At 40.3% G+C, this 25890-nt stretch carries 27 protein-coding genes and 1 tRNA gene; 9 read left to right on the forward strand and 19 right to left on the reverse strand.

The annotated features are described in order from the left end of the window. Positions 1-102 precede the first annotated feature (102 nt). The 4 genes from BLO53_RS01405 to BLO53_RS01420 all read right to left on the reverse strand — a co-directional run bounded on the left by BLO53_RS01405 (position 103) and on the right by BLO53_RS01420 (position 4267). Positions 103-1179, reverse strand: coding sequence for a threonine aldolase family protein (locus BLO53_RS01405; RefSeq protein ID WP_092058543.1), 1077 nt, complete (start codon positions 1177-1179; stop codon positions 103-105). A gap of 18 nt (positions 1180-1197) precedes the next feature. Further along, a complete protein-coding gene (locus BLO53_RS01410; protein ID WP_092058545.1) occupies positions 1198-1698 on the reverse strand; it encodes a GAF domain-containing protein in 501 nt (166 codons plus the stop codon). Between the two features lie 104 nt (positions 1699-1802). Continuing rightward, positions 1803-2876, reverse strand: a complete 1074-nt coding sequence (locus BLO53_RS01415; protein ID WP_176757110.1) for a GGDEF domain-containing protein — start codon at positions 2874-2876, stop codon at positions 1803-1805. A gap of 95 nt (positions 2877-2971) precedes the next feature. Next, positions 2972-4267: a class I SAM-dependent rRNA methyltransferase gene (locus BLO53_RS01420; protein WP_092058549.1), complete on the reverse strand. Its 1296-nt coding sequence runs from the start codon at positions 4265-4267 to the stop codon at positions 2972-2974. Between the two features lie 103 nt (positions 4268-4370). Here BLO53_RS01420 and BLO53_RS01425 point away from each other — a divergent pair, with 103 nt between their 5' ends. Both BLO53_RS01425 and BLO53_RS01430 read left to right on the forward strand, forming a co-directional pair. Continuing rightward, positions 4371-5504 (forward strand): CapA family protein, encoded by a 1134-nt coding sequence (locus tag BLO53_RS01425; protein WP_176757111.1) that lies wholly within the window; start codon positions 4371-4373, stop codon positions 5502-5504. A 97-nt stretch (positions 5505-5601) separates the two neighbouring features. After that, positions 5602-5674, forward strand: a tRNA-Gly gene (locus tag BLO53_RS01430). Positions 5675-5745: 71 nt separating this feature from the next. Here the strand turns inward: BLO53_RS01430 and BLO53_RS01435 are convergent. Continuing rightward, entirely contained in the window at positions 5746-7278 is a 1533-nt protein-coding gene (locus tag BLO53_RS01435) for a Na+/H+ antiporter NhaC family protein (protein WP_092058553.1), read from the reverse strand. Between the two features lie 159 nt (positions 7279-7437). Between BLO53_RS01435 and BLO53_RS01440 the strand changes: the two genes are divergently transcribed. The 4 genes from BLO53_RS01440 to BLO53_RS01455 all read left to right on the forward strand — a co-directional run bounded on the left by BLO53_RS01440 (position 7438) and on the right by BLO53_RS01455 (position 9952). Further along, the gene (locus BLO53_RS01440; protein WP_092058555.1) at positions 7438-7878 is read left to right on the forward strand and encodes a LytTR family DNA-binding domain-containing protein; all 441 of its coding nucleotides are present in this window, start codon (positions 7438-7440) and stop codon (positions 7876-7878) included. A 1-nt stretch (position 7879) separates the two neighbouring features. After that, on the forward strand, positions 7880-8356 hold the full coding sequence (locus BLO53_RS01445) for a DUF3021 family protein (RefSeq protein WP_092058557.1): 477 nt from the start codon (positions 7880-7882) through the stop codon (positions 8354-8356). Between the two features lie 104 nt (positions 8357-8460). Then, on the forward strand, positions 8461-9156 hold the full coding sequence (locus BLO53_RS01450) for an ABC transporter ATP-binding protein (RefSeq protein WP_092058559.1): 696 nt from the start codon (positions 8461-8463) through the stop codon (positions 9154-9156). A gap of 4 nt (positions 9157-9160) precedes the next feature. After that, complete coding sequence (locus BLO53_RS01455; protein ID WP_092058561.1) at positions 9161-9952, forward strand: ABC transporter permease subunit; 792 nt, start codon at positions 9161-9163, stop codon at positions 9950-9952. Here BLO53_RS01455 and BLO53_RS19060 read toward each other — a convergent pair whose 3' ends face one another. The 3 genes from BLO53_RS19060 to BLO53_RS01470 are packed head-to-tail and all read right to left on the reverse strand — an operon-like array spanning position 9953 to position 11007. Then, on the reverse strand, positions 9953-10237 hold the full coding sequence (locus BLO53_RS19060) for a hypothetical protein (protein WP_176757112.1): 285 nt from the start codon (positions 10235-10237) through the stop codon (positions 9953-9955). After that, on the reverse strand, positions 10221-10457 hold the full coding sequence (locus tag BLO53_RS01465) for a helix-turn-helix domain-containing protein (RefSeq protein ID WP_092058563.1): 237 nt from the start codon (positions 10455-10457) through the stop codon (positions 10221-10223). The genes BLO53_RS19060 and BLO53_RS01465 overlap by 17 nt, the downstream gene beginning before the upstream one ends. A gap of 10 nt (positions 10458-10467) precedes the next feature. Then, positions 10468-11007 carry a hypothetical protein gene (locus BLO53_RS01470; RefSeq protein WP_092058564.1) on the reverse strand — a complete coding sequence of 180 codons (540 nt, stop codon included), beginning with the start codon at positions 11005-11007 and terminating at the stop codon, positions 10468-10470. A gap of 196 nt (positions 11008-11203) precedes the next feature. Between BLO53_RS01470 and BLO53_RS01475 the strand changes: the two genes are divergently transcribed. Then, on the forward strand, positions 11204-12937 hold the full coding sequence (locus tag BLO53_RS01475; protein ID WP_092058566.1) for an ABC transporter ATP-binding protein: 1734 nt from the start codon (positions 11204-11206) through the stop codon (positions 12935-12937). Between the two features lies 1 nt (position 12938). Here the strand turns inward: BLO53_RS01475 and BLO53_RS01480 are convergent, their stop codons facing one another. From BLO53_RS01480 to BLO53_RS01525, 11 genes are all read right to left on the reverse strand, one after another. Beyond that, positions 12939-15530, reverse strand: a complete 2592-nt coding sequence (locus BLO53_RS01480) for an ABC transporter permease (RefSeq protein ID WP_092058568.1) — start codon at positions 15528-15530, stop codon at positions 12939-12941. Next, positions 15527-16222 carry an ABC transporter ATP-binding protein gene (locus tag BLO53_RS01485; RefSeq protein ID WP_026663387.1) on the reverse strand — a complete coding sequence of 232 codons (696 nt, stop codon included), beginning with the start codon at positions 16220-16222 and terminating at the stop codon, positions 15527-15529. Before BLO53_RS01485 ends, BLO53_RS01480 begins: the two co-directional genes overlap by 4 nt. A 211-nt stretch (positions 16223-16433) precedes the next feature. Next, complete coding sequence (locus BLO53_RS01490) at positions 16434-17432, reverse strand: sensor histidine kinase (protein WP_092058570.1); 999 nt, start codon at positions 17430-17432, stop codon at positions 16434-16436. Positions 17433-17451: 19 nt separating this feature from the next. Further along, positions 17452-18162 (reverse strand): response regulator transcription factor, encoded by a 711-nt coding sequence (locus tag BLO53_RS01495; RefSeq protein WP_092058572.1) that lies wholly within the window; start codon positions 18160-18162, stop codon positions 17452-17454. A gap of 156 nt (positions 18163-18318) precedes the next feature. Next, entirely contained in the window at positions 18319-19635 is a 1317-nt protein-coding gene (locus BLO53_RS01500; protein ID WP_092058574.1) for a tyrosine-protein phosphatase, read from the reverse strand. Positions 19636-19698: 63 nt separating this feature from the next. Further along, positions 19699-20445, reverse strand: coding sequence for an alpha/beta hydrolase family protein (locus tag BLO53_RS01505; RefSeq protein ID WP_092058576.1), 747 nt, complete (start codon positions 20443-20445; stop codon positions 19699-19701). A gap of 100 nt (positions 20446-20545) precedes the next feature. Then, positions 20546-21640 carry a GNAT family N-acetyltransferase gene (locus BLO53_RS01510; RefSeq protein WP_242875274.1) on the reverse strand — a complete coding sequence of 365 codons (1095 nt, stop codon included), beginning with the start codon at positions 21638-21640 and terminating at the stop codon, positions 20546-20548. Continuing rightward, the gene (locus BLO53_RS19545) at positions 21586-21837 is read right to left on the reverse strand and encodes a hypothetical protein (protein WP_242875266.1); all 252 of its coding nucleotides are present in this window, start codon (positions 21835-21837) and stop codon (positions 21586-21588) included. Before BLO53_RS19545 ends, BLO53_RS01510 begins: the two co-directional genes overlap by 55 nt. A 755-nt stretch (positions 21838-22592) precedes the next feature. Then, a complete protein-coding gene (locus tag BLO53_RS01515) occupies positions 22593-23039 on the reverse strand; it encodes a GNAT family N-acetyltransferase (protein WP_242875267.1) in 447 nt (148 codons plus the stop codon). A 365-nt stretch (positions 23040-23404) separates the two neighbouring features. Then, positions 23405-23809: an IS200/IS605 family transposase gene (gene tnpA, locus BLO53_RS01520; RefSeq protein WP_092058580.1), complete on the reverse strand. Its 405-nt coding sequence runs from the start codon at positions 23807-23809 to the stop codon at positions 23405-23407. Between the two features lie 34 nt (positions 23810-23843). Next, positions 23844-24002, reverse strand: a complete 159-nt coding sequence (locus BLO53_RS01525; protein WP_092058582.1) for a DUF551 domain-containing protein — start codon at positions 24000-24002, stop codon at positions 23844-23846. Positions 24003-24083: 81 nt separating this feature from the next. Between BLO53_RS01525 and BLO53_RS01530 the strand changes: the two genes are divergently transcribed. Next, on the forward strand, positions 24084-25223 hold the full coding sequence (locus BLO53_RS01530; protein ID WP_092058584.1) for an RNA-guided endonuclease InsQ/TnpB family protein: 1140 nt from the start codon (positions 24084-24086) through the stop codon (positions 25221-25223). A 131-nt stretch (positions 25224-25354) separates the two neighbouring features. Next, positions 25355-25540 (forward strand): hypothetical protein, encoded by a 186-nt coding sequence (locus tag BLO53_RS18915; RefSeq protein WP_143003190.1) that lies wholly within the window; start codon positions 25355-25357, stop codon positions 25538-25540. The last annotated feature ends 350 nt before the right edge of the window (positions 25541-25890 follow it).

Below are 25890 nucleotides of genomic sequence, written 5' to 3' on the forward strand. Positions count from 1 at the left end.
CGAATTATTCATATCATAAAAAAAGAATTTGTTACCCGCGAATATACAGGTAGCAAATTCTTTTTTTCAAAGGATATAGTTCTTGTTTATCACAAGCATTTCTTACAGGAAATTCTTTAGAGCTTCTATGTCCTCTTTTGTGGTTGCCCAGTCTGTAGCAAATCTGATAACAGTATGGGTGTCGTCAAACTTCTCCCAGAAGCCATAACCAACCTGTCCATCTAGTTCCTTTAACTTATCGTTATCCACAATAACAAACTGCTGGTTTGTTGGAGAATCAAGGAAGAATCTGTAGTTCTTTTCCCTGAGGATTTCTTTTAACAGCTCTGCCATTTCTATAGCGTTTCTGCTGATTTCAAAGTACAGATCATCTGTAAACAAGGTGTCAAACTGCACTCCTAAAAGCCATCCCTTGGCAAGAAGGGCGCCATGCTGCTTGATAACTGGGATTGGATGGGCTGTTGTAACTCCATTAGGGAATACTACTGCTTCTCCAAATAGTGCTCCCACCTTGGTTCCACCGATATAGAACACATCTACAAGGCTTGCGATATCCTGAAGGGTAACGTCTGTTCTTTTGCTCATAAGTCCGTAGCCAAGCCTTGCCCCATCAAGGAATAAGGGAATCTTGTACTCCTTGCAGACAGAAGAGATTTCGGTAAGTTCCTTCTTGGTGTAAAGAGTTCCATATTCTGTGGGATGAGAAATATACACAGCACCTGGAAATACCATGTGCTCATGATTATCATCGCCATAGAAAGTATCTATGAATCCCTTAAGTTCCCTGGCATCGATCTTGCCAGCATTCTCAGGAAGAACAAACTCTGAATCCTCCTGTCTTTCTATGTGGCCAGGTATTGTCAGGACCTTGTGTCCGGAAAATTCTATTGCGCCAGCTTCGTGGGCTGCTATATGACCAGTCTGGGCCGCGATAACGCCTTCATAGGGCTTTAGGAGCATATCAATGATTGTCTGGTTTGTCTGAGTGCCACCAACAAGAAAGAACACATCTCCCTCCTGGCATCCACAGGCTTTTTTTATCTTATCTGCTGCAGATCTGCAGATATCATCCGTGCCATAACCCGGATTCTGAACAAGGTTATCTGCAACTAAACGCTCAAGGATTCTGGGATGGGCTCCCTTTGTGTAATCACTGGAAAAAGAAATCTTTGCTGACATTTTAGTCTATCCCCTTAATTATTCTTTGAACTGATCCTCTCTAAGTCCGTTGAACCTGCAAAAATCAGTTTTTTCCTCAATAACCTTAACAAACTTCTCAAGCCCAATCTGATCCTCAAACTTGAATCTGTCAAAAGAAGGGCTATCAATATCAAGAACACCAATCACCTTGCCATTACAGTGCATTGGAATAACTATCTCTGAGTTGGATGCACTGTCGCATGCTATATGTCCAGCAAATTTATGAACATCCTCTACTAAAAGTGTTCTGTCCTCCTTGGCTGCGGTTCCGCAAACTCCCTTACCAAGAGGGATTCTGATACAGGCAACCTTTCCCTGAAATGGTCCCAGCATAAGGGAGCCCTTATCTATCAGGTAAAAACCTGCCCAGTTTATATCTTCCAAGTTTTCAGCTAAAAGAGCAGATGCATTGGATAAAACCGGCATGAAAAAGTTCTCATCCTCCGAAAGTGATTTCAGCTGTTGTGTAAGTAAATCGTAATCTGTCATTCCTGGCATTTTCATTTCCTCCTTTATAGAAAATCCAAAAAAGGTATGAAGTCCTCCATGACTCCATACCCACGATTCTAACACTCTTTTATCTTGTATACAATCTATTTTTGTCAGTAAACTACTTTGTTTCTTCCGGTTTCCTTGGCCTTATACAATCTGTCATCAGCTAAATTTACAAGTTGTTCGGAGGTATCTCCTTTCTCGTAAATAGCGGCACCTATCGAAATTGTAAATTTAATTTTAGCATTTTCTATTAACAGCTCATTATCTTCTACCTGCTGCCTTATATCCTCAAGCAACTTGGCAAACTCATCATATGACATATCTTCTGGGGCTATCAGCAAGAATTCCTCGCCTCCCCATCTTCCATATAAAAGCCCTGCATCTAAATACCTTGCAAAAACGTTTGTAAGTTCTTTTAGGGCTTCATCTCCTGCAACATGGCCATAAGTATCGTTTATTTTTTTGAAATAATCTATATCTGCAATAGCAACCATCAAGTGCATATCTGAAAACACCTGTGCCCGCAAGATCTCTGAATCTAATATTTTCTGCATTCTCTGCCTGTTGTAAATGCCTGTCAAAAAGTCATGTTCCGCAGCCATCTGAAGTTCCATGTTCTTTTCTGACATTCTGATGTTATATGCAGCCGCATAAAACATAATTGCACTAAAGCCAAGAAATGCATTTACATAATACAAAGCACTGGCTACTTCAAAGGTTGCATTATACCTGGTCGGTAAAAGGCCTCTCCTTCCCAGAGCAGTAATTATCATGAAAGATGCAACAATGATAGTACTAAAAATGCCTATTTGTTTTTTCTGAAATCCATTTAAACCAGGTAGAAAAAATGGCAGAAATACACAAGACAAGGTTCCATAGAGCCAAAGCTGATATCCGCACGTTATACCAATAACGACGCAGCAGCATAGGGCATGAAGATATACTTCAAACACCATTATCCATATGGATAACAGTACTTTATTTCTTATGAGCACAAAAATACTGACTACATACGTCAAAATACTGAAGATATTAATTATGACCATGGGAGTAGCGCCAAGCCATATGTAAAACGCCTCCAGTATTAAATGCACAACTAAAAGAGCAGTGGCAACTACGAAATACTGCTTGTCAGATAGGTAATCGCCACCAACAACCTGTTTATATGTCCTATCACGCATAATAGGTTGTCTGCTCTCGTTCTTCATACCATAATTGTAATTCCGGGTATAAGAATGTTCAAATTAAGAAATGTGAAATAATAATAAAAACATTATTATATTTCGTCAGTCACCTGGAAGATAACAAACTTCAAATAATAAGATGCTGCTCCGCCCCAGAGGATTGGATGATCTGCTGCCTGCTGTCTGAACTCCACCTGTGTAAGGCGCTTGTGAGCATCTCTAGCTGCATCAGCTATGGTCTTGAGGAAAAGTTCTTCATCCATAAAGTGTGAACATGAGCAGGTTGCAAGATATCCACCGTCCTTAACAAGCTTCATTCCACGCATATTGATTTCCTTGTAGCCAGTAGCTGCCTTCTTTATAGAAGCCCTTGACTTGGTAAATGCTGGAGGGTCAAGGATCACAACATCAAACTTCTCACCTTTCTTCTCAAGGTCTGGAAGAAGCTCAAACACATCTGCGCACTGAAATGAGGCGATTTTTTCAAGTCCATTAAGTGCTGCATTTTCCTCAGCCTGTTTGCAGCCAAGATCTGATGCATCAACTCCAAGAACAGATGAGGCTCCGCCTGCTGCCGCATTGAGGGCAAAAGATCCAGTGTGGGTAAAGCAGTCGAGAACTTTTTTACCCTTACAGAGTCCTCTTATAGACTGTCTGTTAAACTTCTGGTCAAGGAAAAAGCCTGTCTTCTGGCCGTTTTCAACATCAACATAGTATTTGACACCATTTTCTTCTATGAGAACCTTAGTATCAAACTCCTGTCCTATAAAGCCCTTTGTGCGCTCAAGCCCTTCTAGTTCACGCACCTTGGCATCGCTTCTCTCATAGATTCCCCTGATATTTACGCCATCTTCTGCAAGAACTTTTTTGCAAATGTCGAGGATAATGCCCTTCATACGGTCAGTTCCAAGAGCCAGTGACTCTATTACCAGCACATCTGAGAACTTATCAATCGTAATTCCCGGAATAAAATCTGCTTCGCCAAAGATAAACCTTGTTGAAAGCTTGCTGAGCGCCTTTGCGTATTTCTCTTTGTCTTTAGCTGCCTCTTTATCTCCATCCAAAAGATATTCATCAATATAGCTGGCCATGACAGCTTTTCTGTATTCCCAGGCTCTTTTTATTCTTTTTTCCAATAAAGCTTCATCCACTGGGTTCTCTTTTTTCCTGGACATCATACGGATCCTGATCTTGGACTTTTCATTGATAAAGCCATATCCCAGGAAATATCCATCAAAATCGTGAACCTCTATGATATCTCCGTTTTCGAAGCTTCCTTCCACTCTGTCTACTTCATTGTCATAAATCCAGGCGCCGCCTGCCTTAAACTCGCGGCCCTCTCTTTTTCTTATTATCGCTGCTGCGTTTGCAGTCTTTATTTTTCCCATGTTTTTTCTCCAACTAAATTTCGTTAACTACTGTGTCATTTTTGTGCGCCCATTTCGCACAAGATTGTATAATAACATTATAATGGTAAAAGAGGAAATAGCTATGGAAAAAAGTCTTATTCTTATCAGTCTTGTCGCTTCGCTATTCTTTAATCCAAATTTTTCAGCGCAAGGCTCATCTGAAGATGTCTCTATTGTCATGGTGGGCGATATTTTGCTGCACACGCCTGTGGAAGAAGCTTCCGTGAGCGAAAATGGCGATTATAATTTTGACTATATTTTCCAGGATACAAGGGATATTATCAGCGCCGCAGATATTTCTATCGTTAATCAGGAAGTTATAATTGGTGGAGTAGAGCTTGGAATATCTGGTTATCCCTCTTTTAATGCGCCTTATGAAATTGGTGATTCTCTTGTAAATGCAGGGTTTGATGTTGTATGTCACGCCACCAATCACTCTCTGGATAAGGGGAAAAATGGCCTTCAGAATTGTTACTCTTATTGGAAGAACACTCATCCAGGCATGACTGTTGTGGGACTTAATTGCGATGAAAGTGACTATGCACGTGTAGATATTGTGGAATCAAAAGGAATTCGTATAGCAGTCCTCAATTACACCTATGGCACAAATGGCATAAATCCGCCAAAAGACATGCCTCATGCAGTCGATATGCTGGATAAAAGTAAGGTTATTGCCGATTTACAATACGCAGAAGAAAATGCTGATTTTACTATCGTTTGCCCCCACTGGGGAACAGAATACAATCTGGGTATTGATGCAAGTCAGAAAAAATGGGCCGAAGTATTCAGACAGTATGGCGCAGACCTTGTAATAGGAACTCACCCTCATGTTATCGAACCTATTGAGTTTTTAGATGATGGCATTTCAGGAATTACCAACAACCACGGCGGCGGCGATATGCTTGTTTACTACTCTCTTGGTAATTTCGTAAATTGGACCTCAAGCTCCGGCAGTGGCATTGCAAACCGCATGGTAGGAGGGATGGCTCAGATAACTATTGGCAGAAACTCTTCTGGTGAGGTTGTGGTTAAAAGCCATGGCATAACTCCTGTCGTGTGCCATCTTCAGAAAGGCCATCAGGGAATTCATGTTTACCCTCTTAGCAAGTACACTTCTGATATGGCTCTTCAGAATCAGATCATTGCCCAGGATCCTAGCTTTTCCCTGGAATACTGCACTAATCTGTGTAACAAGGTTTGGGCTGGTCAGTGGTAAAACATAGATTTAAAAGATTCAATAAAAAACCGTTGACAAACCCCATGGTCTAGTGTAATAATTACTTTGTTGTCGCGCAGACAACAGCATACGAAACGCGATAGTAGCTTAGTTGGTAAAGCGCCACCTTGCCAAGGTGGAGACCGCGGGTTCGAGCCCCGTCTATCGCTCTAAAAAAGGACATCCAATTGGTTGTCCTTTTTTTGTTGTGTGAAGACCGAAATGGTACTAGGGGACGGAGTCACTTTGCTTTTTGTTTGATCACGAATAAAGTTCCCAGCATGATCACTATGCCAAGTGGCAGGCAGATCAGCCAGTTCCTGATAAATCCGGATATGATATATGCTGCAAAAGATACAGCGGCTGCGGTCATAGCATATGGAAGCTGCGTAGATACGTGCTTAATATGATCGCACTGAGCTCCGGCGCTGGCCATGATAGTTGTATCTGAAATAGGTGAGCAATGGTCACCACATACAGCACCGGCCATGCATGCTGAAATAGAAATGATCATCAGCTCGTTCCCCATATTTGAACCAAATACGTTTACAACAATCGGAATCAGTATTCCAAAGGTTCCCCAGGAAGTTCCTGTTGCAAAGGCAAGGAAAGCTCCGATTATGAATACTACAGCAGGGATAAAGCTCATTACTGCACTTCCATCTGCAAAGTTTTCAAATATTCCAGCAACGTAATTTGCTGCGCCCAAAGAATCTGTCATTGACTTAAGAGTCCAAGCCAGAGTCAGTACCAAAATAGCTGGAACCATACTCTTAAAGCCTTCTGGAATTGAATTCATGCACTCGATAAATCCAAGAACTCTTGTTGCCATAAAGAATATAACTGTCAGTATAAGTGCTGCAACTGAGCCATATACAAGTCCAACAGAGGCATCTGATCCTGAAAAGGCATCAACAAAGTTCTCGCCTGAAAAGAATCCACCAGTATAGATCATTCCAATAACGCAGCATACGATAAGTGAAGCGATAGGGAAAATAAGGTGAATTACTCTTCCCTTTACAGATGTTGGTGGATGTGGCTGATCCACAGCTCCCAAAAGGCCTTCGCTGTCGCCAAATGCATTCTTAAAGTCTTTTACCTGAGAATGCTCTTCTGCCTTTTTCATAGCCCCATAATCAAAATTCATGAAAGTAAGGCCAAACATCATTACTATAGTTAGTAAAGCGTAGAAGTTATAAGGAATCGCCCTTACAAAAAGAGTCAGTCCATTAGCTCCATCCACAAATCCTGTAACAGCTGCTGCCCAGGATGAAATTGGAGCAATTATACAGACAGGCGCTGCTGTTGCATCTATAAGATAAGCCAGTTTCTCACGAGAAATCTTATGCTTATCAGTAACAGGTCTCATTACCGAGCCAACCGTGAGGCAGTTAAAATAGTCATCGATGAAGATAAGCATTCCAAGAATTATAGTAGAAACCTGCGCCCCAGCCTTGGTCTTAACATGGGCCACTGCCCATTTTCCAAAGGCCGCAGATCCTCCCGCTCTATTCATGAGCATTACCATGGTTCCCAAAACTACCAGAAATATCAATATTCCAACGTTCCATGAATCTGAAAGCTGAGCAATCATACCATCTTTAAATACATGCTCAATAGTCCCTGTAAAACTGAAGTTGGAATAAAGCATACCACCGACCAGGATACCGATAAACAACGAAGAATACACCTCCTTGGTTATCAGTGCCAGCGCAATAGCTATCAGCGCAGGAAGCAATGACCAGTAGGTATCAATAAACGTTATATCAAACATAACTATCTCCTTTACGTTAAAGTGATAAAGTTATCTATATTATTTCTTCTGATATTTCCTGTGTCAATGTTTTTCTTTGTGCAACAAAATAATTACACCTGTAGACTGAGCATTTGAGTGCGGAATGTGGTATGTTAGTAGTATGGAAGGAAAAATGCCATGAATATTGACATTCAAAAGATAACTGACGGGGATGAGAGCATAACAATCAGATATAAAGAGCCAAATCCCACCATAAATAAAATAATCGGCATTCTTGAAGGCGGATCTGGCAAGCTCTGGGGCAAAGTAGATTCAGAAAGCGTCTGCATTAACCTTGAAGACGTGCTCTATCTGGAATCAGTGGATGACAAACTATTTGCCTACACTTCCAAAAAGGTTGTCCGCATCGACGGATCTCTTTATTCCTTTATGAATGAAATAGACGACGAAAGCTTTTTTAGATGCAGCAAGTCAATGATCATCAACATAGGCAAGGTTGTGGCGCTAAAGAGCCTGTCTTCTAACAGGATTGACGCAACTATGCAAGGCGGCGAACATATCATGATCTCCCGGCGATACGCTGTGGATTTCAGAAGACTACTGAAAGGAGATCGATAACATGAAGGATGGTAAAAGAAAAAATGGATCCCGCGTAACATTGTGGGAACTCTACCTTACAAAAGAAATTGGCATCGAGTTCAAGGCCTGCCTCTACTTTTTTGCATTCCTGTTCTACTACTGCGTTTTCAGGATGATTGGCGGAATCTTCGTAGCAGATATCCTGCATATGACAGAACTGATCTTTACATGTTATTTTATAGGCTATCTCCAGGTATACGTCCTGTGGAACTTTGACGAAGCAGAGCACCTTGGCAAAAAAGAGTGGGGTGCCATTATTCTGTGCACTGCCCTATACTGCGGCGTTTCTTATCTCTTTAAATGGTTTGATAGAAACCTCCTTGCCACTATCCTCTTTGCGGCTTACATTCTGATTGTTTATGTCTGCGTTTTTCTGATCTATAAGTCCAAAAGACAAATCGATGACAAAAGATTAAACGAAGACCTCAGAATCTTTCAATCTGAACACAAAAAGTGAATCTTACCAGTTAATATGTGCATCTTGCGGGAACATCTATTGTTCCCGCTTTTTATTTGTGCTAAATGTAAGATATAGACAAACGAAATAAAGGAGACAATTTTATGACAAATATAGTCGAGATTGAAAATCTCACAAAGAGTTACGGCAAGAACCGTGGCGTAATAAACGTTTCTCTGGAAATTAAAGAAGGTGATATTTTCGGATTTCTAGGACCTAACGGAGCTGGAAAATCCACCACCATCAGATCAATGCTGGGACTACTAAAGATAAATAGTGGAAGTATAAAGATATTAGGCCTTGATAGCGTAAAGGATCATGAAGAAATCCTTAAAAATGTGGGCTACATGCCATCAGAAGCCTGGTTCTACGATTCTATGAAGGTCAAAGATGTAATAAAATACGCCGCAGATGTAAGAGGAATCGACTGCTCCCAAGAAGCCGAAAAGCTCTGCGAAAGGCTAAAAGTAGACTGGAACAAAAAGATAAAGCAGTTATCCTATGGCAATAGGAAAAAAGTCAGTATCGTGTGCGCAATGCAGCACAGGCCAAAGCTTTTTATATTTGATGAACCTACAGGCGGCCTTGATCCTCTTATGCAGAAAACCTTTTTTGACCTTGTAAATGAATACGTTGACGACGGTGCTACCTGCCTTTTATCTACTCATGTGCTGACAGAGGTAAATAAATACTGCAGACACGCAGCCATAATGAGAGAAGGAAGGCTCACCATGCTGGATTCCGTTGATATAGATGATGAAACCTTCCTGAAATTCTATGAAGATGGAGTGGAGGAATAAGAACATGAAACATATATTATATAGAGAACTAAAGCTTAATCTAAAAACATTCCTGATATGGTCAATTTCTGTTGGAGCTATCGGCCTTATATGCATCCTCCTATATCAGAGTATGGAAGGTGACATGAAGGACATGGCAGACATGTTCTCCAATATGGGTGCCTTCTCCGATGCCTTTGGAATGAGTACCCTCAGCATCGCAACTCTTTCCGGCTACTTTGCCACAGAGGTTGGCACTGTACATGGACTTGGAAGTGGCATGTATGCCGCAATTCTGGCAGCTGATATCATATCCAAGGAAGAGGATAAACACTCCGGAGAGTTTCTGTTTACCTTGCCTGTTTCAAGGTCCAAAGTCCTGACCGCCAAGGGAATCTGCGTGGCAATCATGCTAGTTCTTTTTACTATAATCTGCGCAATATTCTATGTATCAGGCTTCTGGTATCTTGGTGAAGAGCTGCCAACTTCCGAATTTGTCACCTTTATGTTAAGACAGCTCCTTATGAATATTGAAATTGCTGCCATCTGCTTTGCAATATCTGCACTTTCCGGAAAGAGCAAGATGGGTATGGGCCTTGGGATTACCCTTTTCTTCTATGTTTATGACCTTATGGGGCGAGTTGTTCCTGACCTTAAGGATTATCTCTTTATCGGTCCCTACTCCTATGCTAACGCCTCAGAAATCTTTTCCGGAATTGAAGTTTCTGCCTCTGGGCTGATATTGGCTGTTTGCGTATCTATTTGCGCCACTATCTGTGCCTACGTGATCTTTGGCAAAAGAGATCTTGCAAGCTGATTAAAAACAACGAGTCCTCACCATAACTGAGATAAATGATGATACATTCCAGTCAGTTCTCAACACGGTGAGATTAAGGATTGTTCCAACTACTTCGCATATTACAAATGCACCAAGCATGAATAGTAATATTTTTTTCTTATCTCCTACTGGCTTTTTAAGACCGATCCAGGAAAAGAAATTTTCTTTTTTCCTGGCGGTTATAAGCCACCAGATAAATGGAATGAGAGTAAAAAGAAGTATCTGCACTACTGAACCTATTAATTCATTAACTGTCTGTATCATCGCTGCTATCTCCATTCGGGTCGTATTTTAATATGTCTCCTGGCTCACAATCTAATGATTCGCAAATTCCTGCAAGTGTGCTGAATCTTATGGCATTCACCTTATTATTCTTTATCTTGGATAAGTTTACGTTTGCAATTCCAACCTTCTCTGAAAGGTCATTAAGTGACATGTGGCGTCTGGCCATCATTACATCTAGTTCTAGAACAATTTTTCCCATATCGATCTCCTTATAACAATCCTTCTACATCTTTTTCAAGTGATGCACCATATGCAAAATACTGAGCAAGGCAGAGGATGATCAGTCCAAAGAGAAATTCGCTAGCCTCTATGCCAATAGTGAAATCCTTGCTGATAAATCCTAGAACGATGTTTGCTATTATCTTGCATACTGGAAGTGCCAGTGCAATAAAGCCTATATTCTTGATGCGACTAACATTTGAAACATCAAATGGAGAAGCTGTATTAGTTGTCTTAAAGATAAGATTTACATTTCTAAACATAATAGCCAAAAGAACTCCAACCACCAGGCCATAAATAAGAAGTGCTGCCACTGCTGGTAAAAAGGTATTCTCATCAATTGTTCCAGGGTTGATGCCTGTAGTTGTTAATTGAAAATTGTTTGTCTCTGTGTAGGCCTTAAGAACCTGATCTTTCAGCGCTACAATAACTATTCCGGATAATACGATAGCTCCTGTGCCAACCCATGCTATAACTTCCATAACCTTGGCAAATACTGCTGTAAAGTTTCTAAGTTTTGATGTTCTCATTTTTTGCCTCCTACGAATTTCGTTTTGTTTTTAATGTTTATCGTTAAATTCATTGTAAAAGGTCATTTTATATTTGTCAACAACTTTTTAATGAAAAACGTTAAATTACAAAATCCTCGTAAAGCGCTTGGAGATGCGATATATTTATATTAATACTCAATAGTAATAGCATCGTATTAGGAAGGGGCCTGGAAGTATGGGAGTATGGAAAGTATTGTGGAAGCTGACCAAAGAGGCAGCGCGCTACAAGGGGTTATATGTAATTGCAATTCTGGCAACATTTGGGCTGACAGCAGTGAATCTTACTGCGCCCAAGGTTCTCTCAAATATGGTAGGAATCGTAGGAAAAGGTGTAGATGAAGCCGCGCTTTCACAGGTAAAAGGACTTGCCCTGACTCTTCTCATTCTCTATCTTCTAAGAGTTCTCTTTAGATTCCTTAGTAATTATCTTGCTCACAGAGCCGCCTGGTATCTTGTGGGCGACCTTAGAAGCAGACTCTATGACAAGCTTCAAAGCCTGGATCTTGGCTTTTTCCATGATAAGCAGACAGGTGATCTTATGAGCAGGATTGTCAATGACACAAGGGACTTCGAGCTCCTCTATGCCCACATGATCCCTGATATGATCACTAATGTCGTGACCTTTGTTGGAGTCCTTGTGATTCTCCTTACTGTAAACGTGAAGCTTGCGCTTATCACCTGTTTCCCAATACCACTTATACTTATTTCAGGAGTTATTTTTGCCAAGGTTGTAAGGCCATTTTTCAGGGCTTCTCAAAAGAGTATGGGCGAACTTAATGCACAGCTTCAGGATTCATTATCAGGTCTTCACGAAATACAGGCCTTTGGCCAGGAAAAATATGAAAGTCAGCGCATTAAGACAAAGAGCTTTGATCAGGTAAAAGCAATGCTAAGAGCCCTCAGAGCAAGCGGAATCTTCCATCCAAGTGTAGAGTTTCTCTCATCTATCGGAACTATCCTTGTAGTATTTTTCGGTGGTTACCTTGCTTACAGAGGTCAGCTTGGTGTTGCAGATATCGTAGCTTTTATGCTCTATCTCTCACTCTTTTACCAGCCAGTATCAGGACTCGCCAGACTCATCGAGGATCTTCAGCAGTCCCTTGCTGGTGCAGAAAGAGTTGCCCTTATTCTCGATACTCCATCCGCTATCTCTGATTCAGAGGACGCAGAAGAACTCACCGATGTAAAGGGGGCTGTTGCCTTTGAAAATGTAAGTTTTCACTACAGCAACGAAGTTCCTGTTTTAAAAGATGTTTCTTTTTCCTGCAAACCAGGGATGATGGTTGCCCTTGTAGGACCTACAGGAGTTGGTAAGACCACAGCAACCCAGCTGATTTCCAGATTCTACGACCCTCAGCAGGGCCGTGTTCTTATTGATGGAAAAGATATTAAGCACGTGACTCTTGAAAGCCTTAGGCATAACATCTCCCCAGTTCTGCAGGATACATTTCTTTTTAACGGCACAATTGCCGAGAACATAGGCTACGCAAGGCCTGAAGCCACAAGGCAGGAAATAATAGCTGCTGCCAAGGCGGCCAATATTCACGACGACATTCTAAATATGCCAAAGCTTTATGATACTCAGGTTGGAGAAAGAGGGCTCAGGCTCTCCGGGGGACAGAAGCAGCGAGTAGCTATTGCCAGAGCTATACTCAGGAATTCTCCTATCATAATTCTGGACGAAGCTACTGCTTCTGTAGATGTTCAGACCGAGAAACAGATTCAGGCTGCAATCAGTCAGATGGCTGGAAAGCGGACAATTATCGCAATTGCCCACAGACTTTCCACCATCATAAACGCAGACCTTATTCTGGTAATACATGAAGGACGTATTGTTGAACAGGGAACCCATCAGGAGCTCCTTGATAAGAAGGGCTTCTACTACGAAATGCAGAAGGTGCAGCTGTAACTTAGACTGCGTCTTCTTTCAGAGCCTCTATGATATTGTCGTCCTTGATCCTATGGATGCTAAGACCCATGCTGATTCCCAATATTGCAAATACTGCAATTATGACCACGCCATAAAAGGCAAGGTTCGGACTAAAGGTATACAGCGCAGAATCAAATGAGCGGTACATCATATAGCTTAGGAAAAGAGATATGGGAAGTCCCCAGAGCAAGGCCTTAAAGCCATAAAGAAATACCTCAAGCCATATCATTTTTTTAAACCCTCTATTATCAAGGCCCACAGACTTATACATTGCAAACTCTTTTCTCCTTAAGAGGACTCCTGTAGAAATAGTGTTCACAATATTTGCGATAGCTATAAGCGTCAACAATGTGGAAAAGCCGTACATAGCTGTGTTGAGCATAAGTGTAATAGTGTCCATGATCTTCAGCGAATCCGTAAGATCTGTACAATAATAGTTGTGATAACCATCTTCCATCAGACGCTGATAGATTTTTGAATAAACTGCTTTATTATCTGTAGTCTCAACTGCCAGATCAAGTGTTAGCTTATCCTCAGGAAGTACCTCTTTTGCCTTCTCATAATAAACTGACCTTGGAACAAATACTGTCATTGTCCCTTTTGGTATATAGTCAAAGACTTTATTGTCATCAGCATAAGGAACCAGTGCCGCCACTTCAATTGCAGGTGGGAAGCCCATTACCTCATCATAATAAAGGCTCTGGCCTATGATGCCTTCATTAAATACAGGTTCATCATTTATCTCATGGAAGTAACTGTTTAAGAGAACTCCTCTAAGTGTCCCTGAATAATAGTCCTCCCTTGAAAGCCCGTTTTCATCCAGAATCTTGTCAAAATCTTCATCATCAACTATTTCTACAGCTATAGTATACAGATCAAAGGCATCGGTCTTTTCTCTAAAACTCTCTGTCAAAAAGTTCCTATCTGCTATATCTGTGTTTGCAAGAGTTGTATATGGGTCATCTTGCTCCTTTTTAAATGAGAAATGGATCAGTCCAGAACAATAGACATCGTTTACTCCCGCCATTTCACTGATTGCTTCTCTTAATCTGTCACTTTCATCAAGTGAGCAGGAAGCTATGATCTGATAAGGAATATCAATATCGTAGCTATTAGCTCTTGCTATTGATCTGCAAAAGAAATTAAGAGTCAGGAAAAGAATTATAGAAACCGCAATGGATATAGTAATCACCTTTCCTTTAACTCCATTTCTCTTAATATTCTTGTAAGCAAGCTCTCCCTCATAACCAAATATCTTTCTGATAAGCGGATTGACGCGAAGGTTTCTTGCCTTAACCTTGATGGTTGTGCTCTGTCTGAGGGCATCTATAGGCATGATCCTGGCTGCCTTAATTCCCGGCACCAAAACAGAAAATAGTATTGTAAGGGCAGAAAAGATAATAATAGTTGCAATCACAGGAGCCTGGACTACTATTGGAATCGTACCACGCATGCCTTCAGCTCCAACAATGATATCTGCCTCAAGAATCCTTCTTCCCAGTATAGCCAGCGTTATCTTTGTTCCTATATATCCAAAGAGAAGTCCTAAAGGTATACCAATAAGGCCTAGTACAAAGCCTTCGTAGTAGATTGAAAATCTCTTTTGACGGGCCGTGGCACCAACGCTTGCCAGCATCCCAAGATATCTCATTCTCTCAGTTAGGGACATTCCTATAGAGTTAAAGATAAGGATAACTGAAGTTGCAATTACAATTGCCAGTGCTATTCCCATCAGAACAAAAAATCTTTTGTAGGAGCCGGCGCTACCTTCGAAGGCGAATCTACTAAGCAAATATTCAGTATTTATCGAGTACTTTTCGATTCCATATTTCTTAATCAAAGTCTTTATCTGCTTGATTGACGAGCTGTCACATTTTTTAAGCATTATAGAGACTGTTGCTTTCTCCCGTTCTGGATAGTAGTTATTATCCATTCCCCGAAGGATATCCCAGTCTTTAGTTGCTCGGTTTCCATGCAAAATAGCTGTAATGGTGCAGGTATCTGTAGAGTTTGCCTTGAATAATTCGTCGGATCTGTAATTTCCTCCAAGATATCCGAAGCCTTCAAGCTCGTTATCAATGTATCTGTAGCCTTCTTCAAATGTGAGCTTATCTCCAACCTTGAGATCAAGATCATTATCTTTTAAAAACTGCTCTTCAACAGCAATTTCTGACGAGTTTGAAGGCAGTGTGCCATCATAGTCTGAAACAACCCTCATAGAATAATCTTCCAAGGTAGCGTGATCGATGTTCCCGATTCTGAATCTTTCCTCCGCGTCTGTTAGCAGCCTTACGCCTGTCTTTTCTTCTTCAACCTCTCTAAGGCCAACCGTCTTTAACGTATTATCTGCTAAAAGGGCCTCATACTGCTCTTTTGAAGCCTTCTCAAAAGCAGCGTGGGCAGCTCCTGAAGTCTGAACTGAAATGTATCCAAAAAAGCTAAAGAAGGAAAACACGCCAAGAAGAATAGCACTGATAAGTGCAGTTGAAGTAGCTATACCAAGAATTGTTACTACAGATCTTTTCTTATTATCCAAAAGATGCCTTAGTGTTAACTTCGATATGATATTCATGATGCGATCACCCCGGCTTTCCCTGAATCCCTGGTAATCTGACCATCTTCAATTGTAATCACTCTGTCAGCTGAAAGAGCTATCCTCTCATCATGAGTAATGATGATTACGGTCTGGTTGTTTTCCTTGTTGAACTTACGAAGAAGCGAGATGATCTCCTTACTGTTCTCAGAATCAAGGTTACCTGTAGGCTCATCTGCAAGAAGGAGGGCCGGATGATTCATAAGGGCACGGCCAATTGACACTCTTTGCTGCTGCCCACCTGATAGCTGATTTGGAAGATGAGATAGTCTACTCTTTAATCCAAGCTTATCCACAAGGTCATTAAGAAGTGCCTTATCCGGCTTTTTGCCATCAAGAAGGATGGGGAGTGTTAAGTTCTCCTCCACATTCAGAATTGGTATCAGGTTGTAAAACTGATAGATAAGCCCAATGTTTCTCCTTCTAAAGATTGCAAGCTTTGTCTCGTCAAGTTTACCTATGTCAGTGCCAGCTATATTGCAGGTTCCTGATGTTGGCACATCCACTCCGCCCAGTATATGAAGAAGTGTGGATTTACCAGATCCGGAAGGACCGACGATTGCCACAAACTCTCCCTGTTCTACGTCAAAAGAGACGTTTTTAAGAGCATCTACTCTCGTCTCCCCCTGTCCATATACTTTGCATAAATTTCTGATTTCTAAAATGTTCATATTCATGCCCCTTTCTCAGTGCAGAAAAGAACTATACCAAGTGATTCTATCCATTATCATTTTTCCAATTGAATTATTCACTTTGTAGTTCAATCCTGTTATGAGAATAGATTATCGTCCAAGCCTTACTATCCGATGACTATTTAATTACAATTTTGTCATATAATGTATAACTCTGTTCTCAGAATATCTTAGGCTCACATTTGCGCTTTCACAGGATTGTCTTATAGAACCTTACATGAAACGTCGTTCCTTCTCCTTGCCTGCTCTCTACATGGATATCCCCATGCTGACTTGTGATTATCGATTTTGAAAGTGCTAGTCCAATTCCTACGCTATCTTTTCCCGCATTGCTGCCCTTATAGAACCTTTCAAAAATATGTGGCAGCTCATTTTCCGGTATCCCACAGCCGTCATCTTCTATTACAATTTCCGAATAAATGTTGGTTTCATTTGTAGTAATTACAAGTTTTCCACCTTCATCTATGTGTTCAATACAGTTTTTCACAATATTCTGAAGGGCTTCAATAGTCCAGTTTTTATCGCATTTTACGAGCATATCTTTGGCGTCATGGTGATATGTGATGTTTTTAAGTTCCATCTGTATTTCAAAAGGCTTCATCACTTCACTTATCAGCTCTTCTGCATTTTCTTTTTCCGGATTCATAGTGATAGTCCCTGCATCAATCTTGGATAGTTTTAAAAGAGTCTGTATGAGCCAGTTCATCCTATCAAGCTGGTTGGACTGTGTTTTGAGGAATTCATTTCTCTTTTGACTATCCTCTTCTGTCATGAGAAGATCGTTCATAACTATCATTGATGTAAGTGGAGTTTTCAGCTGGTGGCTGATATCTGCAATGGCATTGGCCATAGCCACTTTATCTTTTGACAAAAGTTCTTTTTGATGGCACAAAGTAGATGTGGCTTTGTAGATATTTGTTTTTAATATGGAAAGCTCCCCTTCCTCCTGATCCAGGATATTGGGGGCTTCTCCACCTGCAAGCACCTTTTCAAGGTAAAGATTAAGAGCATAAATGTCTTCATATCTTCTTTTTGTTATGTAGATAAATCCGCTTGTTATGGCCACGCCAAGTAGCAGCAATAGAAGAAATGCGGATATGCCACATAGCGCATATCCGCATACTGAAGCTACTGCAGTAAGTGCAGCTGCCAAAAGTATCATTATCCTTAAATCTCTGTTTTTAAACATATTTATCTTCCCCGTCGACTCACTTATCCACAATATACCCAAGACCACGCACAGTTCTTATGATCTGAGGATTTGCAGGATCTTTTTCTATCTTATCTCGTAGTCTTTTAATATAGACTGTCAGGGTGTTATCATTTACAAAGTCTCCGTTAACATCCCACATATCCTCAAGAAGCTGATTTCTGGACATTACGTTTCCTCTGTTATTACAGAAAGCTAGAAGAAGCCTGTACTCAAGAGCTGTAAGGTCGGCTGTTGTTTCTTTCCCTATAGTCTCATCAACTATTCCAACCTTGGCTTCACTTAAGTGTATACGGACATTTTGGATTTCAAGGATGCCCTCTGTCTCAGAAGTACTGGCATCTCTCCCGCGTCCGCTTCTGCGCAGTACTGTTTTTATCCTGGCCATGAGCTCATTTATCCTAAAAGGCTTACAAACATAGTCATCAGCTCCCATCTCGAGCCCCATAACTACGTTGACTTCAGCGTCGCTGGCAGTTAAGAAAATTACAGGCACATCCTCTTTTGCCTTGATATATCTGCAGACATCGTAGCCATTTCCGTCCGGAAGATTTATGTCCAAAATGCAGAGGTCATAGCTCTTTTCGCTAAATGTTTCAAGAGCTTCATTCTTGGTTCTGACATGAACCACCTCATAATTCTCTTTTTCCAATGAATATTTAAGCCCCATTCCGATGGCATCATCATCTTCCAGCAAGAACAGCCTCATCGCTTAACTCCTTTAACTTTGTTGATAATATCATCATATTACAACCACTAAGCTTTTACATTACAGTTTTGTCACATTCTATAGCAAATGATGCACTCAGTAATAACGCCACTTTTCTGATAAAAAAATCCCCAACAACTTTTTTGCTTACCATGTCTAATGCTCCATTTTACGAATTATCTTTTCCTGAATATCTCTGCCAATTCCAATTGAGGAGAAATACTCCTGCACAGTTCCGTGGTTTTCTTCTATAAGCTCTATGAATCTGACCAGGTTGTTCTCACTTGGAATGACTATGTTCATATCAAGTTCAGGGCGCTCTTTATGGATCAGCTCAAAGCGCTTTTTGCTGTTTTCTTTGGTTCTCATGTAATCGTAAACAATATCGCTTTTGCGTACACCGCAGAGCCAGAGAAGGAGTGCTGAGATTACGCCAGATCTGTCTTTTCCTGCATAGCAATTGAATATTACATTTACCGGCGCATTAGCAATAGTGTTAAAGACATCGCTTATATTGGACGCATGGGCAATCTTGTAGTAGCTCTCCGGAATGGCCTCTACGCTGTCCGGAGTTTCACTGCCTTCTTCGATTGCAATGTCATGATAGTCAAAACCTTCCAAACTAGCCAGTCCATGAGGCTTCCTAGCTTTTTCTTTTACCGATCTCATATCTATGACGGTAGTGATCCCTGACTTTCTCAAAAACTCCACATCTGTATCAGAGGGCTTTAGAACTACATCGCTTCTGATAATGCGCCCGTACCTTGTGTATGTATCAGTGCCATCAATCCTGTAGCCGCCAAGGTCTCTGGTGTTGATCGTGGTTTCCAATAGCGAGTACACCCTGCTATCCCAGGCATTATCGTAGCTTTCAATCATGCCAGATCCTTCCTCAAGGGCCTTAAGCTCTTTAAGACATAATTCCACCGATTCTTCAATAAATTCATCTGCCATTTCTCTGGTAAAAAAGAAAATGTCTTCATCCGGAACCTCTTTAAAATATTCATCCATTGATTCCATAAGCCAGGTCACATCAAAGTGACAAAGGTCATTTATCTTTTCCGCCTGAAAAGCTTCCGGAATGGATAGGTCATTTTTCAGATGATATTTATCTGCAACATATTTATTGATGATAGAGTAGTCCTTATGAAGTTTTTCCACATTTCCGGGAATCATTGGATTCCAGTGATATTTGTCATAGACAAAATGTCTGTAGCATATGTCCTGAACCAAATGAAGATAGTAACCCAGATATAGGTCATCTGATTTAAGCTGTTCACCGAACATGTCTCTGAAAAGCTCAAAATTATAGGCCTTTTTATTGTGTCCCCAGATATACTTGTTTAAGTGACCTTTTTTCCCTTCGCCTGCATCAGGGAGGATTGCGCCGAATTTAAGTCTGTTTATATCTTTAAATTTGTGTCTCTTTGTCAGCTCATTTGTAACTGCAAGATGTATTATGCTTGATGCCATGTCCCCAGTATCCTCCAACAAACGTTTTTTTCCTGTGCATACCTGATGTTCTTTTGTATTTTCTTACCTTGTCATCTGCTCAAGCATAAATTCTTTTACCGCTTCGGTGACAAGTTCAAGATGGTGATCGTAGCAGTGGGTATCTCCGGGAATAGTTACCAATTTACAGTTCTTATACTGCTTAGAAAAAATCACGGAAGACTCATAAGGAACGGCTTCATCCTGATCGCCGTGAACTATAAGCACTGGTTTTGTATACTTATCCACAAAATCCTCAACCTTTATAGTCTGAGCAACCCTAACGTAATTGCCTTTAAGCTTTCTTCCATCCCAGGCGTCAAGTTCATCGGGAATATTCTCCGGATCAAATATAATTCCGAGAAGTTCTCCGGTTCTGGCAATTTCTGGGATCATCGCAGCCGGTGATAATGGAATAAGCGCCTTGATAATATCTCTTTCCATTGCTGCAGCGAGCATTACAGAGAGTCCGCCCTGAGAGTGTCCTGCCATGTAAATATCTGTAACAAAATCAAGCTTCTTGGCATAGTCAACTACCGCAAGAATATTTGTAAGCCACTTAAAAAGCGTGTGATCCTCAAACTTTCCGTCGCTCTTTCCATGTCCGTACATGTCTGCGCGAAGTGTTGCTACCCCGATTTCATTAAGTGTTTCCTGAACCGCAACAATATGTCTTTCTTCACTGTGTCCTGTAAAACCATGAATTATGATGCACAATGGGCATTTCTCTGGATTATTCTTTGGCATATCTAGATAGGCATTTAATTTTATGCCGTCACAATCAATATACATTCTCTTTTCCCTCCATGTATGGTAGTGACTTCTATCATATATCTTCAGATAAGAGCAGGTCTACTCTATTATTGCTGGAATGGTCCTATGACTCGGTCCCTTAGTTTCTTTTTTTGCAAATATATAGAAGATGGTTTGTGTTGCCCAAGAGTTCCCTCTTTTCAGAAAATTGCAGGTACCACTCGAATAACTTGTTGAAATCTTCATCAGAAACTTCAAAATCAACTCTATGTTCTAGTGGTTCCAAAAGTCCGTCTACACCCGTTGTGGTTATCCAGGAAATATTTTTTTCTTTAAAGAGCTGCTCAAACTCAGTAATGTCATAACCTGTAAAGAGCTGTTCCTTAAAGTGTCTGATTTGATAATCTTTTGTAAAATTTTCTTCCTGTCCCAAAGCCCAGTTTCCATAAAAGTAATTAGAATACATGATTGCGTAAACTGATATGAACGCAAACATAATAACTCCACCAGGTTTTGTTACCCTAATGGCCTCATCTATTGCTCTGTTCACTTCATTTGATTCGTACAAATGATATAGTGGGCCCAAAACAAGAGTGACATCAAAGGTATTGCTAGCCAGCGCTCTAAGATCTGTGGCGTCTCCCTGGATAGAATGAAGGTTAGGAAGTTCTTTACTACGAGCCCTTAGCACCTCAAGATTCTTCTCAACCAGCTCAACTGCTGTTACGTTCATTCCTTCCTTAGCAAGAGCTATGGAATATCTTCCTGTACCGGCACCAATTTCAAGCACCTTAGAATTTTTATCAACAAATCTATGGATGTAATTCATAGTTGTAGCATATTCCAGCCTTCCATGAACTGACCTTTCAAGGCGACCATCTTCTTCATACTGGGAATAGAATTTGGTCACAATTTCTTCTCTTGAAGCACCCTCTGTTATCTGATCTATCCTAGTAAAATACTGTGTCTCATTTTCATGGTGGATATAAGCTCCATTTTTAATTTGCACCCGCAGGCTCGCAGGATTATCCTTATTCACAGACATATAGACTTCATGGATACACATCTGTCTTGCTTTTTCCAAAGTCAGCTCAAGCCCTTTTGTGGCATACCCTCTTCCCCTGTACTTTTTTGATATGCAATAGCCAATGTGACCGGGGCCTTCCCTTAGAAAATCATTCAAACAATGGCGCAGATTGAAAACTCCAACATATGTATCACCATCAGCCAGCACATAAGTAGTATCAGGTACAAACCCCTCCGGCAACTCTTTTCCCAGGGACCAGTTGCGCTTTTTTCAATCCATTCCAAAAACTGCTCATAATCATAGCCATATACATTGTTCATATAGCCATTTTCGTTTTCAGGAAAAGACATATAAAGCTCGTAAGTCTTTCTGTAGTCTGAATCCTGCACCCTAATTAGTTCCATTATCTTCTCCTCCTGGTTTTGAATATAAAAAAACCTCATCAAACATTTATCTGTCTGATGAGGCTTAATCTCTTATCTGATCTGCATTTTCATAACTATGCATTACCGCTTTCCTCATCATACATAACACCAATAAACCCCTGATTATTATTCACGGGCTGATTATTTGATGGTGTAGTTGAATTGATGAGTCTGATATTTTGCATGGTTTTCCTTTGTTTTCCGAAAATTATTAGTTGTTAGTATAATTTACAGACAAAAGGGTGTCAATACTCTTTTTTAACCCATTGAATAAAGCATTATCTTGGTGTATACTATGAGTTCGAATTGGGGTATGTGTTTGCGGACACATACTTGAGAGGATCGGAGAAATCTGGTCCTCTTTTTAATTAATGAATCAACCATCAAAAACTCAAAAAAATAATAGGCGGCAAAACCGCCTATTGATGTTATAGCTCCCACTTATTGGTGGGGAATCACCTGATGTTAAAGCTCCCGCTCATGGCTGGGAATCGCCTGCTGATGTTTTTTATGTCTCTGCTATGTTGTACTTCCTTATAAAAAAATGACCCGACGTGGTCCGCATCATAATGAGAGGCGTGTCGGGTTCTGTTGAAAATATTATATGGTTAAAGTAAGTTTTCGTCAATAAATAGGCGTGATTATCTAAATCTGAGGACAAACGCCTGTTTATCAGCTTTCATAGAAATTTTGTACCACATATGAGTTATTTTATGCGGTTGTTTTTGTGTTTATCAAGTCTCCTCCAAGAATTTTCCCATCATTACGAAATTTTTAGTTTCATAATAGGAAAGCTTTGAATAAAAATGCTTGTGCATTTCATCATTAACACTGTTCAACTCTATGATAGAAGCTCCACTTTTGACGACTTCCTGCTCCAGTATCTTTAGAAAATCTGTACCATATCCTTTTCCTTGAAAGCCTTTAAATATTACAATCTCTTCCAGAAAGTAACCTCTTATATCATCAAATTCCTTGAAATATCCCATTAAATAGCCTGTTATGGTGTTACTGTCATCTAGCTGGACCATACACATGGAGTCTTCCATTGTTAATACCTGATGAATTCTTTTGTATGCTTTTTCAAATGTCCAGCAGCAGTCTTCGACAGTGTTATAGTATTCAATGTTCCTTTCAACCACACATTCTAAATCTTTTTCTGTCATCATTCTGTAATTCATGATTCACCTGCCTGCTATACTTTTTCAACAAGGATTATCTTATCATAGTCACGCAAATGGACAAAATGAATCTATACACACATAGTCACACAATTTAATTGTAATGTGAGCATTATGCGTTGCAAACGCACTGTTTACAAAGTATTATGGAAAAGTACTTATTAAAAACATACGAGGAGACTACAAAAATGGTGATGTTTAGAAAGCTTAGAAATATCTTATAAGCATGAAACCTTATCGAAATAGTTTCATGCTTACTTTACGGGCAAACAAACTATTTTTTCATAAATAAAATCCTTTCGGTTGTTGTGGGCGGAAACCCACTGCCCTTGGGCGGTGGGAGGAGCCTTGTAAATTCGTAGCCATTAACCTTGGCTTTCGATGTACTTCTGTATGGTGGCTGATGATACTTCACCTATGCTACAAGCAAAGTATCCGTCAGACCAAAAAATTCTCTTCTTCCAATATTGCTTAGACAGAAAGCTTGGATATTTTTGCCACAGATAGTATGCGGTCTGCTGTTTAATAAGTTTTACAATGTCGCAAACTCTATCCGTAGTATCGTAGCTTATAAGAAAATGTATATGATCTTTATCAGTTTCCATAGCAATAATGCCGTACCTTTTGGAATTGCAGATATCGTATATTTTCTGTTTCACATCGTCAGCAATAGTACCTCTTAGCAGTTGCTTACGATGCTTTGTAACGAGAACTATATGTACTTTTAGACTGTACTTACGTCTATTTTGACGATTATATCTGTTATCCATACCGTTATTTCTCTGGAGGCGCAGGATACGGCATCTAGTGTGTGATTGTTCCATCCATCCAGTAATCTTGATATTCAAAGCGGGAAATGATGATATGTTGGCCACTATGGAATGGGTCATCATAGGTATGATATGCCAAGACCAACTCTCCGCTATTTGGCATTTTATCTGATACTTTAATCCATTTATCCATGCTAAAATCTCCTATAGATGATTGATTTTCACTAATTATTATTATATCATATGGTTAGTGAAACAAAAATGAGGTTAACTTATGGAACAAATGACAGTTACTGCTAAAATACAGATATACGTTAATACAGAAAGTAAGGTTTTACTTGATGAAACCATGTCTGTTTATTCTGATGCCTGTAATTATGTATCTGACTATGTGTTCCGCACTCACGACCTAAAGCAGTTCTCGCTTAACAAGGTTTTGTATTCTACACTTCGAGAGAAGTTTGGACTTAAATCTCAAATGGCTCAGTCTGTATTTAAGACTGTCATTGCAAGATATAAGACCATTCTCGAAAATCAGAAGGAGTGGATTCAGCCATCCTTCAAAAAATCACAGTATGACCTTGTTTGGAACAGAGATTATTCCCTTACACAAAACTGCTTTTCAGTAAATACACTGAATGGACGTGTTAAGTTACCCTATTTCGCTGAAGGCATGGCAAAATACTTTGACCACGACATCTATAAGTTTGGAACTGCCAAGCTTGTAAATAAGCATGGTAAGTATTTTTTGCATATCCCTGTTACCTATGATGTCGAGGAAAGTAATATCTCAGATATTTGTAATGTTGTAGGCATTGACAGAGGTATAAACTTTGTCGTAGCCACTTATGATAGTAAGCACAGGTCTGGTTTTGTAAGCGGTAAATCTATCAAACAGAAACGTGCTCACTACTCTAAACTCCGCAAGGAACTCCAAATACGTCAGACACCATCATCAAGACGTAGGCTCAAAGCTATCGGTCAACGAGAAAACCGTTGGATGCAGGATGTAAACCATCAGGTATCAAAGGCACTCGTTGAATCCAACCCGAAGCATACGCTCTTTGTTCTTGAAGATTTGTCAGGCGTTCGTAATGCTACAGAGCATGTCATAACCAAAGACCGCTATGTTTCCGTATCGTGGTCTTTCTACGACCTTGAACAGAAACTTATCTACAAAGCTAAACAGAATCAGTCTACTGTTATTAAGGTTGACCCTCGTTACACGAGTCAATGCTGTCCTGTTTGTGGACACATTGAAAAAGCCAATCGTGATAAGAAATTGCATCTGTTTACTTGTAAGAATTGTGGCTATAAGTCTAACGATGACCGCATTGGAGCTATGAATCTGTACCGCATGGGAATCAACTATCTCGAAGATAGCCAAGTACCTGATACAGTTACGGCAAAGTAAATCTTTGTCGTAAGGGGCGGTGTCAACCGTCCCATGGTGCGACCCCACGGAAGTCTCACCGACAAAATGTAGGAGTTATTGCAACGAACTACATGGGAGTCGCAAGCCACGTACCTTTAGGTGCGTGGTAGTTGACACACAGTACAACGGACTATGAAAAGGCAAAACGCACCTGCAATCAAACGTTGTTTGAACTCAACATAGAGAAATACAATGCTGTAAAAGGAAGTAAATTCTTTTTGGTGGAGCGAAATTATAGCCGAAATGTTGCTGACACAGTAGTTCTTGTAGAAAAGCATTTTGGCTGGTCTGTATGAATCTAGTAAATAACCACATGCAATATCCTAATTAAATGACAAGGTACAGGAAATGAGCCTTATAACTCACTTCTTGTACCTTGTTATCATTTTCCAGTTCGGTGGGAAGCCGATGTGAGTGCATGATCACATCGGCTTTGTTAGTGAGCCATTGGCCGACAACTGAATTGTAACTTTACTTCTGTTGAAAAATACGAAAAAATGGATTATTCTGAAATCGAAAAAGAAATGGATAAAATAAATAACGGTGATGCAGAACCTTTAAGCGACGCTGCTTCATACAAAAAGCATCGGGTGCTTTTGTTAGAACAAGAAGTATTATAATGAGAGTTGAAACAAGACACGACCAC

The organism is Butyrivibrio sp. INlla14, assembly GCF_900102515.1.
In the GTDB taxonomy this organism is placed as follows: Bacteria; Bacillota; Clostridia; order Lachnospirales; family Lachnospiraceae; genus Butyrivibrio.

Excerpts from the sequence above, each read along its gene's own strand:
- BLO53_RS01415 (WP_176757110.1), bottom strand. The coding sequence starts at position 2,876 with ATGCGTGATAGGACATATAAACAGGTTGTTGGTGGCGATTACCTATCT.
- BLO53_RS01440 (WP_092058555.1), top strand. The coding sequence starts at position 7,438 with ATGAATATTGACATTCAAAAGATAACTGACGGGGATGAGAGCATAACA.
- BLO53_RS01475 (WP_092058566.1), top strand. The coding sequence starts at position 11,204 with ATGGGAGTATGGAAAGTATTGTGGAAGCTGACCAAAGAGGCAGCGCGC.
- BLO53_RS01405 (WP_092058543.1), bottom strand. The coding sequence starts at position 1,179 with ATGTCAGCAAAGATTTCTTTTTCCAGTGATTACACAAAGGGAGCCCAT.
- BLO53_RS01500 (WP_092058574.1), bottom strand. The coding sequence starts at position 19,635 with ATGGCATCAAGCATAATACATCTTGCAGTTACAAATGAGCTGACAAAG.
- BLO53_RS01410 (WP_092058545.1), bottom strand. The coding sequence starts at position 1,698 with ATGCCAGGAATGACAGATTACGATTTACTTACACAACAGCTGAAATCA.
- BLO53_RS01425 (WP_176757111.1), top strand. The coding sequence starts at position 4,371 with ATGGAAAAAAGTCTTATTCTTATCAGTCTTGTCGCTTCGCTATTCTTT.
- BLO53_RS19545 (WP_242875266.1), bottom strand. The coding sequence starts at position 21,837 with ATGGAACTAATTAGGGTGCAGGATTCAGACTACAGAAAGACTTACGAG.
- BLO53_RS01465 (WP_092058563.1), bottom strand. The coding sequence starts at position 10,457 with ATGGGAAAAATTGTTCTAGAACTAGATGTAATGATGGCCAGACGCCAC.
- BLO53_RS01455 (WP_092058561.1), top strand. The coding sequence starts at position 9,161 with ATGAAACATATATTATATAGAGAACTAAAGCTTAATCTAAAAACATTC.
- BLO53_RS01470 (WP_092058564.1), bottom strand. The coding sequence starts at position 11,007 with ATGAGAACATCAAAACTTAGAAACTTTACAGCAGTATTTGCCAAGGTT.
- BLO53_RS01480 (WP_092058568.1), bottom strand. The coding sequence starts at position 15,530 with ATGAATATCATATCGAAGTTAACACTAAGGCATCTTTTGGATAATAAG.
- BLO53_RS01420 (WP_092058549.1), bottom strand. The coding sequence starts at position 4,267 with ATGGGAAAAATAAAGACTGCAAACGCAGCAGCGATAATAAGAAAAAGA.
- BLO53_RS01530 (WP_092058584.1), top strand. The coding sequence starts at position 24,084 with ATGGAACAAATGACAGTTACTGCTAAAATACAGATATACGTTAATACA.
- BLO53_RS01515 (WP_242875267.1), bottom strand. The coding sequence starts at position 23,039 with ATGAATTACAGAATGATGACAGAAAAAGATTTAGAATGTGTGGTTGAA.
- BLO53_RS01445 (WP_092058557.1), top strand. The coding sequence starts at position 7,880 with ATGAAGGATGGTAAAAGAAAAAATGGATCCCGCGTAACATTGTGGGAA.
- BLO53_RS01485 (WP_026663387.1), bottom strand. The coding sequence starts at position 16,222 with ATGAACATTTTAGAAATCAGAAATTTATGCAAAGTATATGGACAGGGG.
- BLO53_RS01435 (WP_092058553.1), bottom strand. The coding sequence starts at position 7,278 with ATGTTTGATATAACGTTTATTGATACCTACTGGTCATTGCTTCCTGCG.
- BLO53_RS01450 (WP_092058559.1), top strand. The coding sequence starts at position 8,461 with ATGACAAATATAGTCGAGATTGAAAATCTCACAAAGAGTTACGGCAAG.
- tnpA (WP_092058580.1), bottom strand. The coding sequence starts at position 23,809 with ATGGATAACAGATATAATCGTCAAAATAGACGTAAGTACAGTCTAAAA.
- BLO53_RS01505 (WP_092058576.1), bottom strand. The coding sequence starts at position 20,445 with ATGTATATTGATTGTGACGGCATAAAATTAAATGCCTATCTAGATATG.
- BLO53_RS01495 (WP_092058572.1), bottom strand. The coding sequence starts at position 18,162 with ATGAGGCTGTTCTTGCTGGAAGATGATGATGCCATCGGAATGGGGCTT.
- BLO53_RS01525 (WP_092058582.1), bottom strand. The coding sequence starts at position 24,002 with ATGGATAAATGGATTAAAGTATCAGATAAAATGCCAAATAGCGGAGAG.
- BLO53_RS01490 (WP_092058570.1), bottom strand. The coding sequence starts at position 17,432 with ATGTTTAAAAACAGAGATTTAAGGATAATGATACTTTTGGCAGCTGCA.
- BLO53_RS19060 (WP_176757112.1), bottom strand. The coding sequence starts at position 10,237 with ATGATACAGACAGTTAATGAATTAATAGGTTCAGTAGTGCAGATACTT.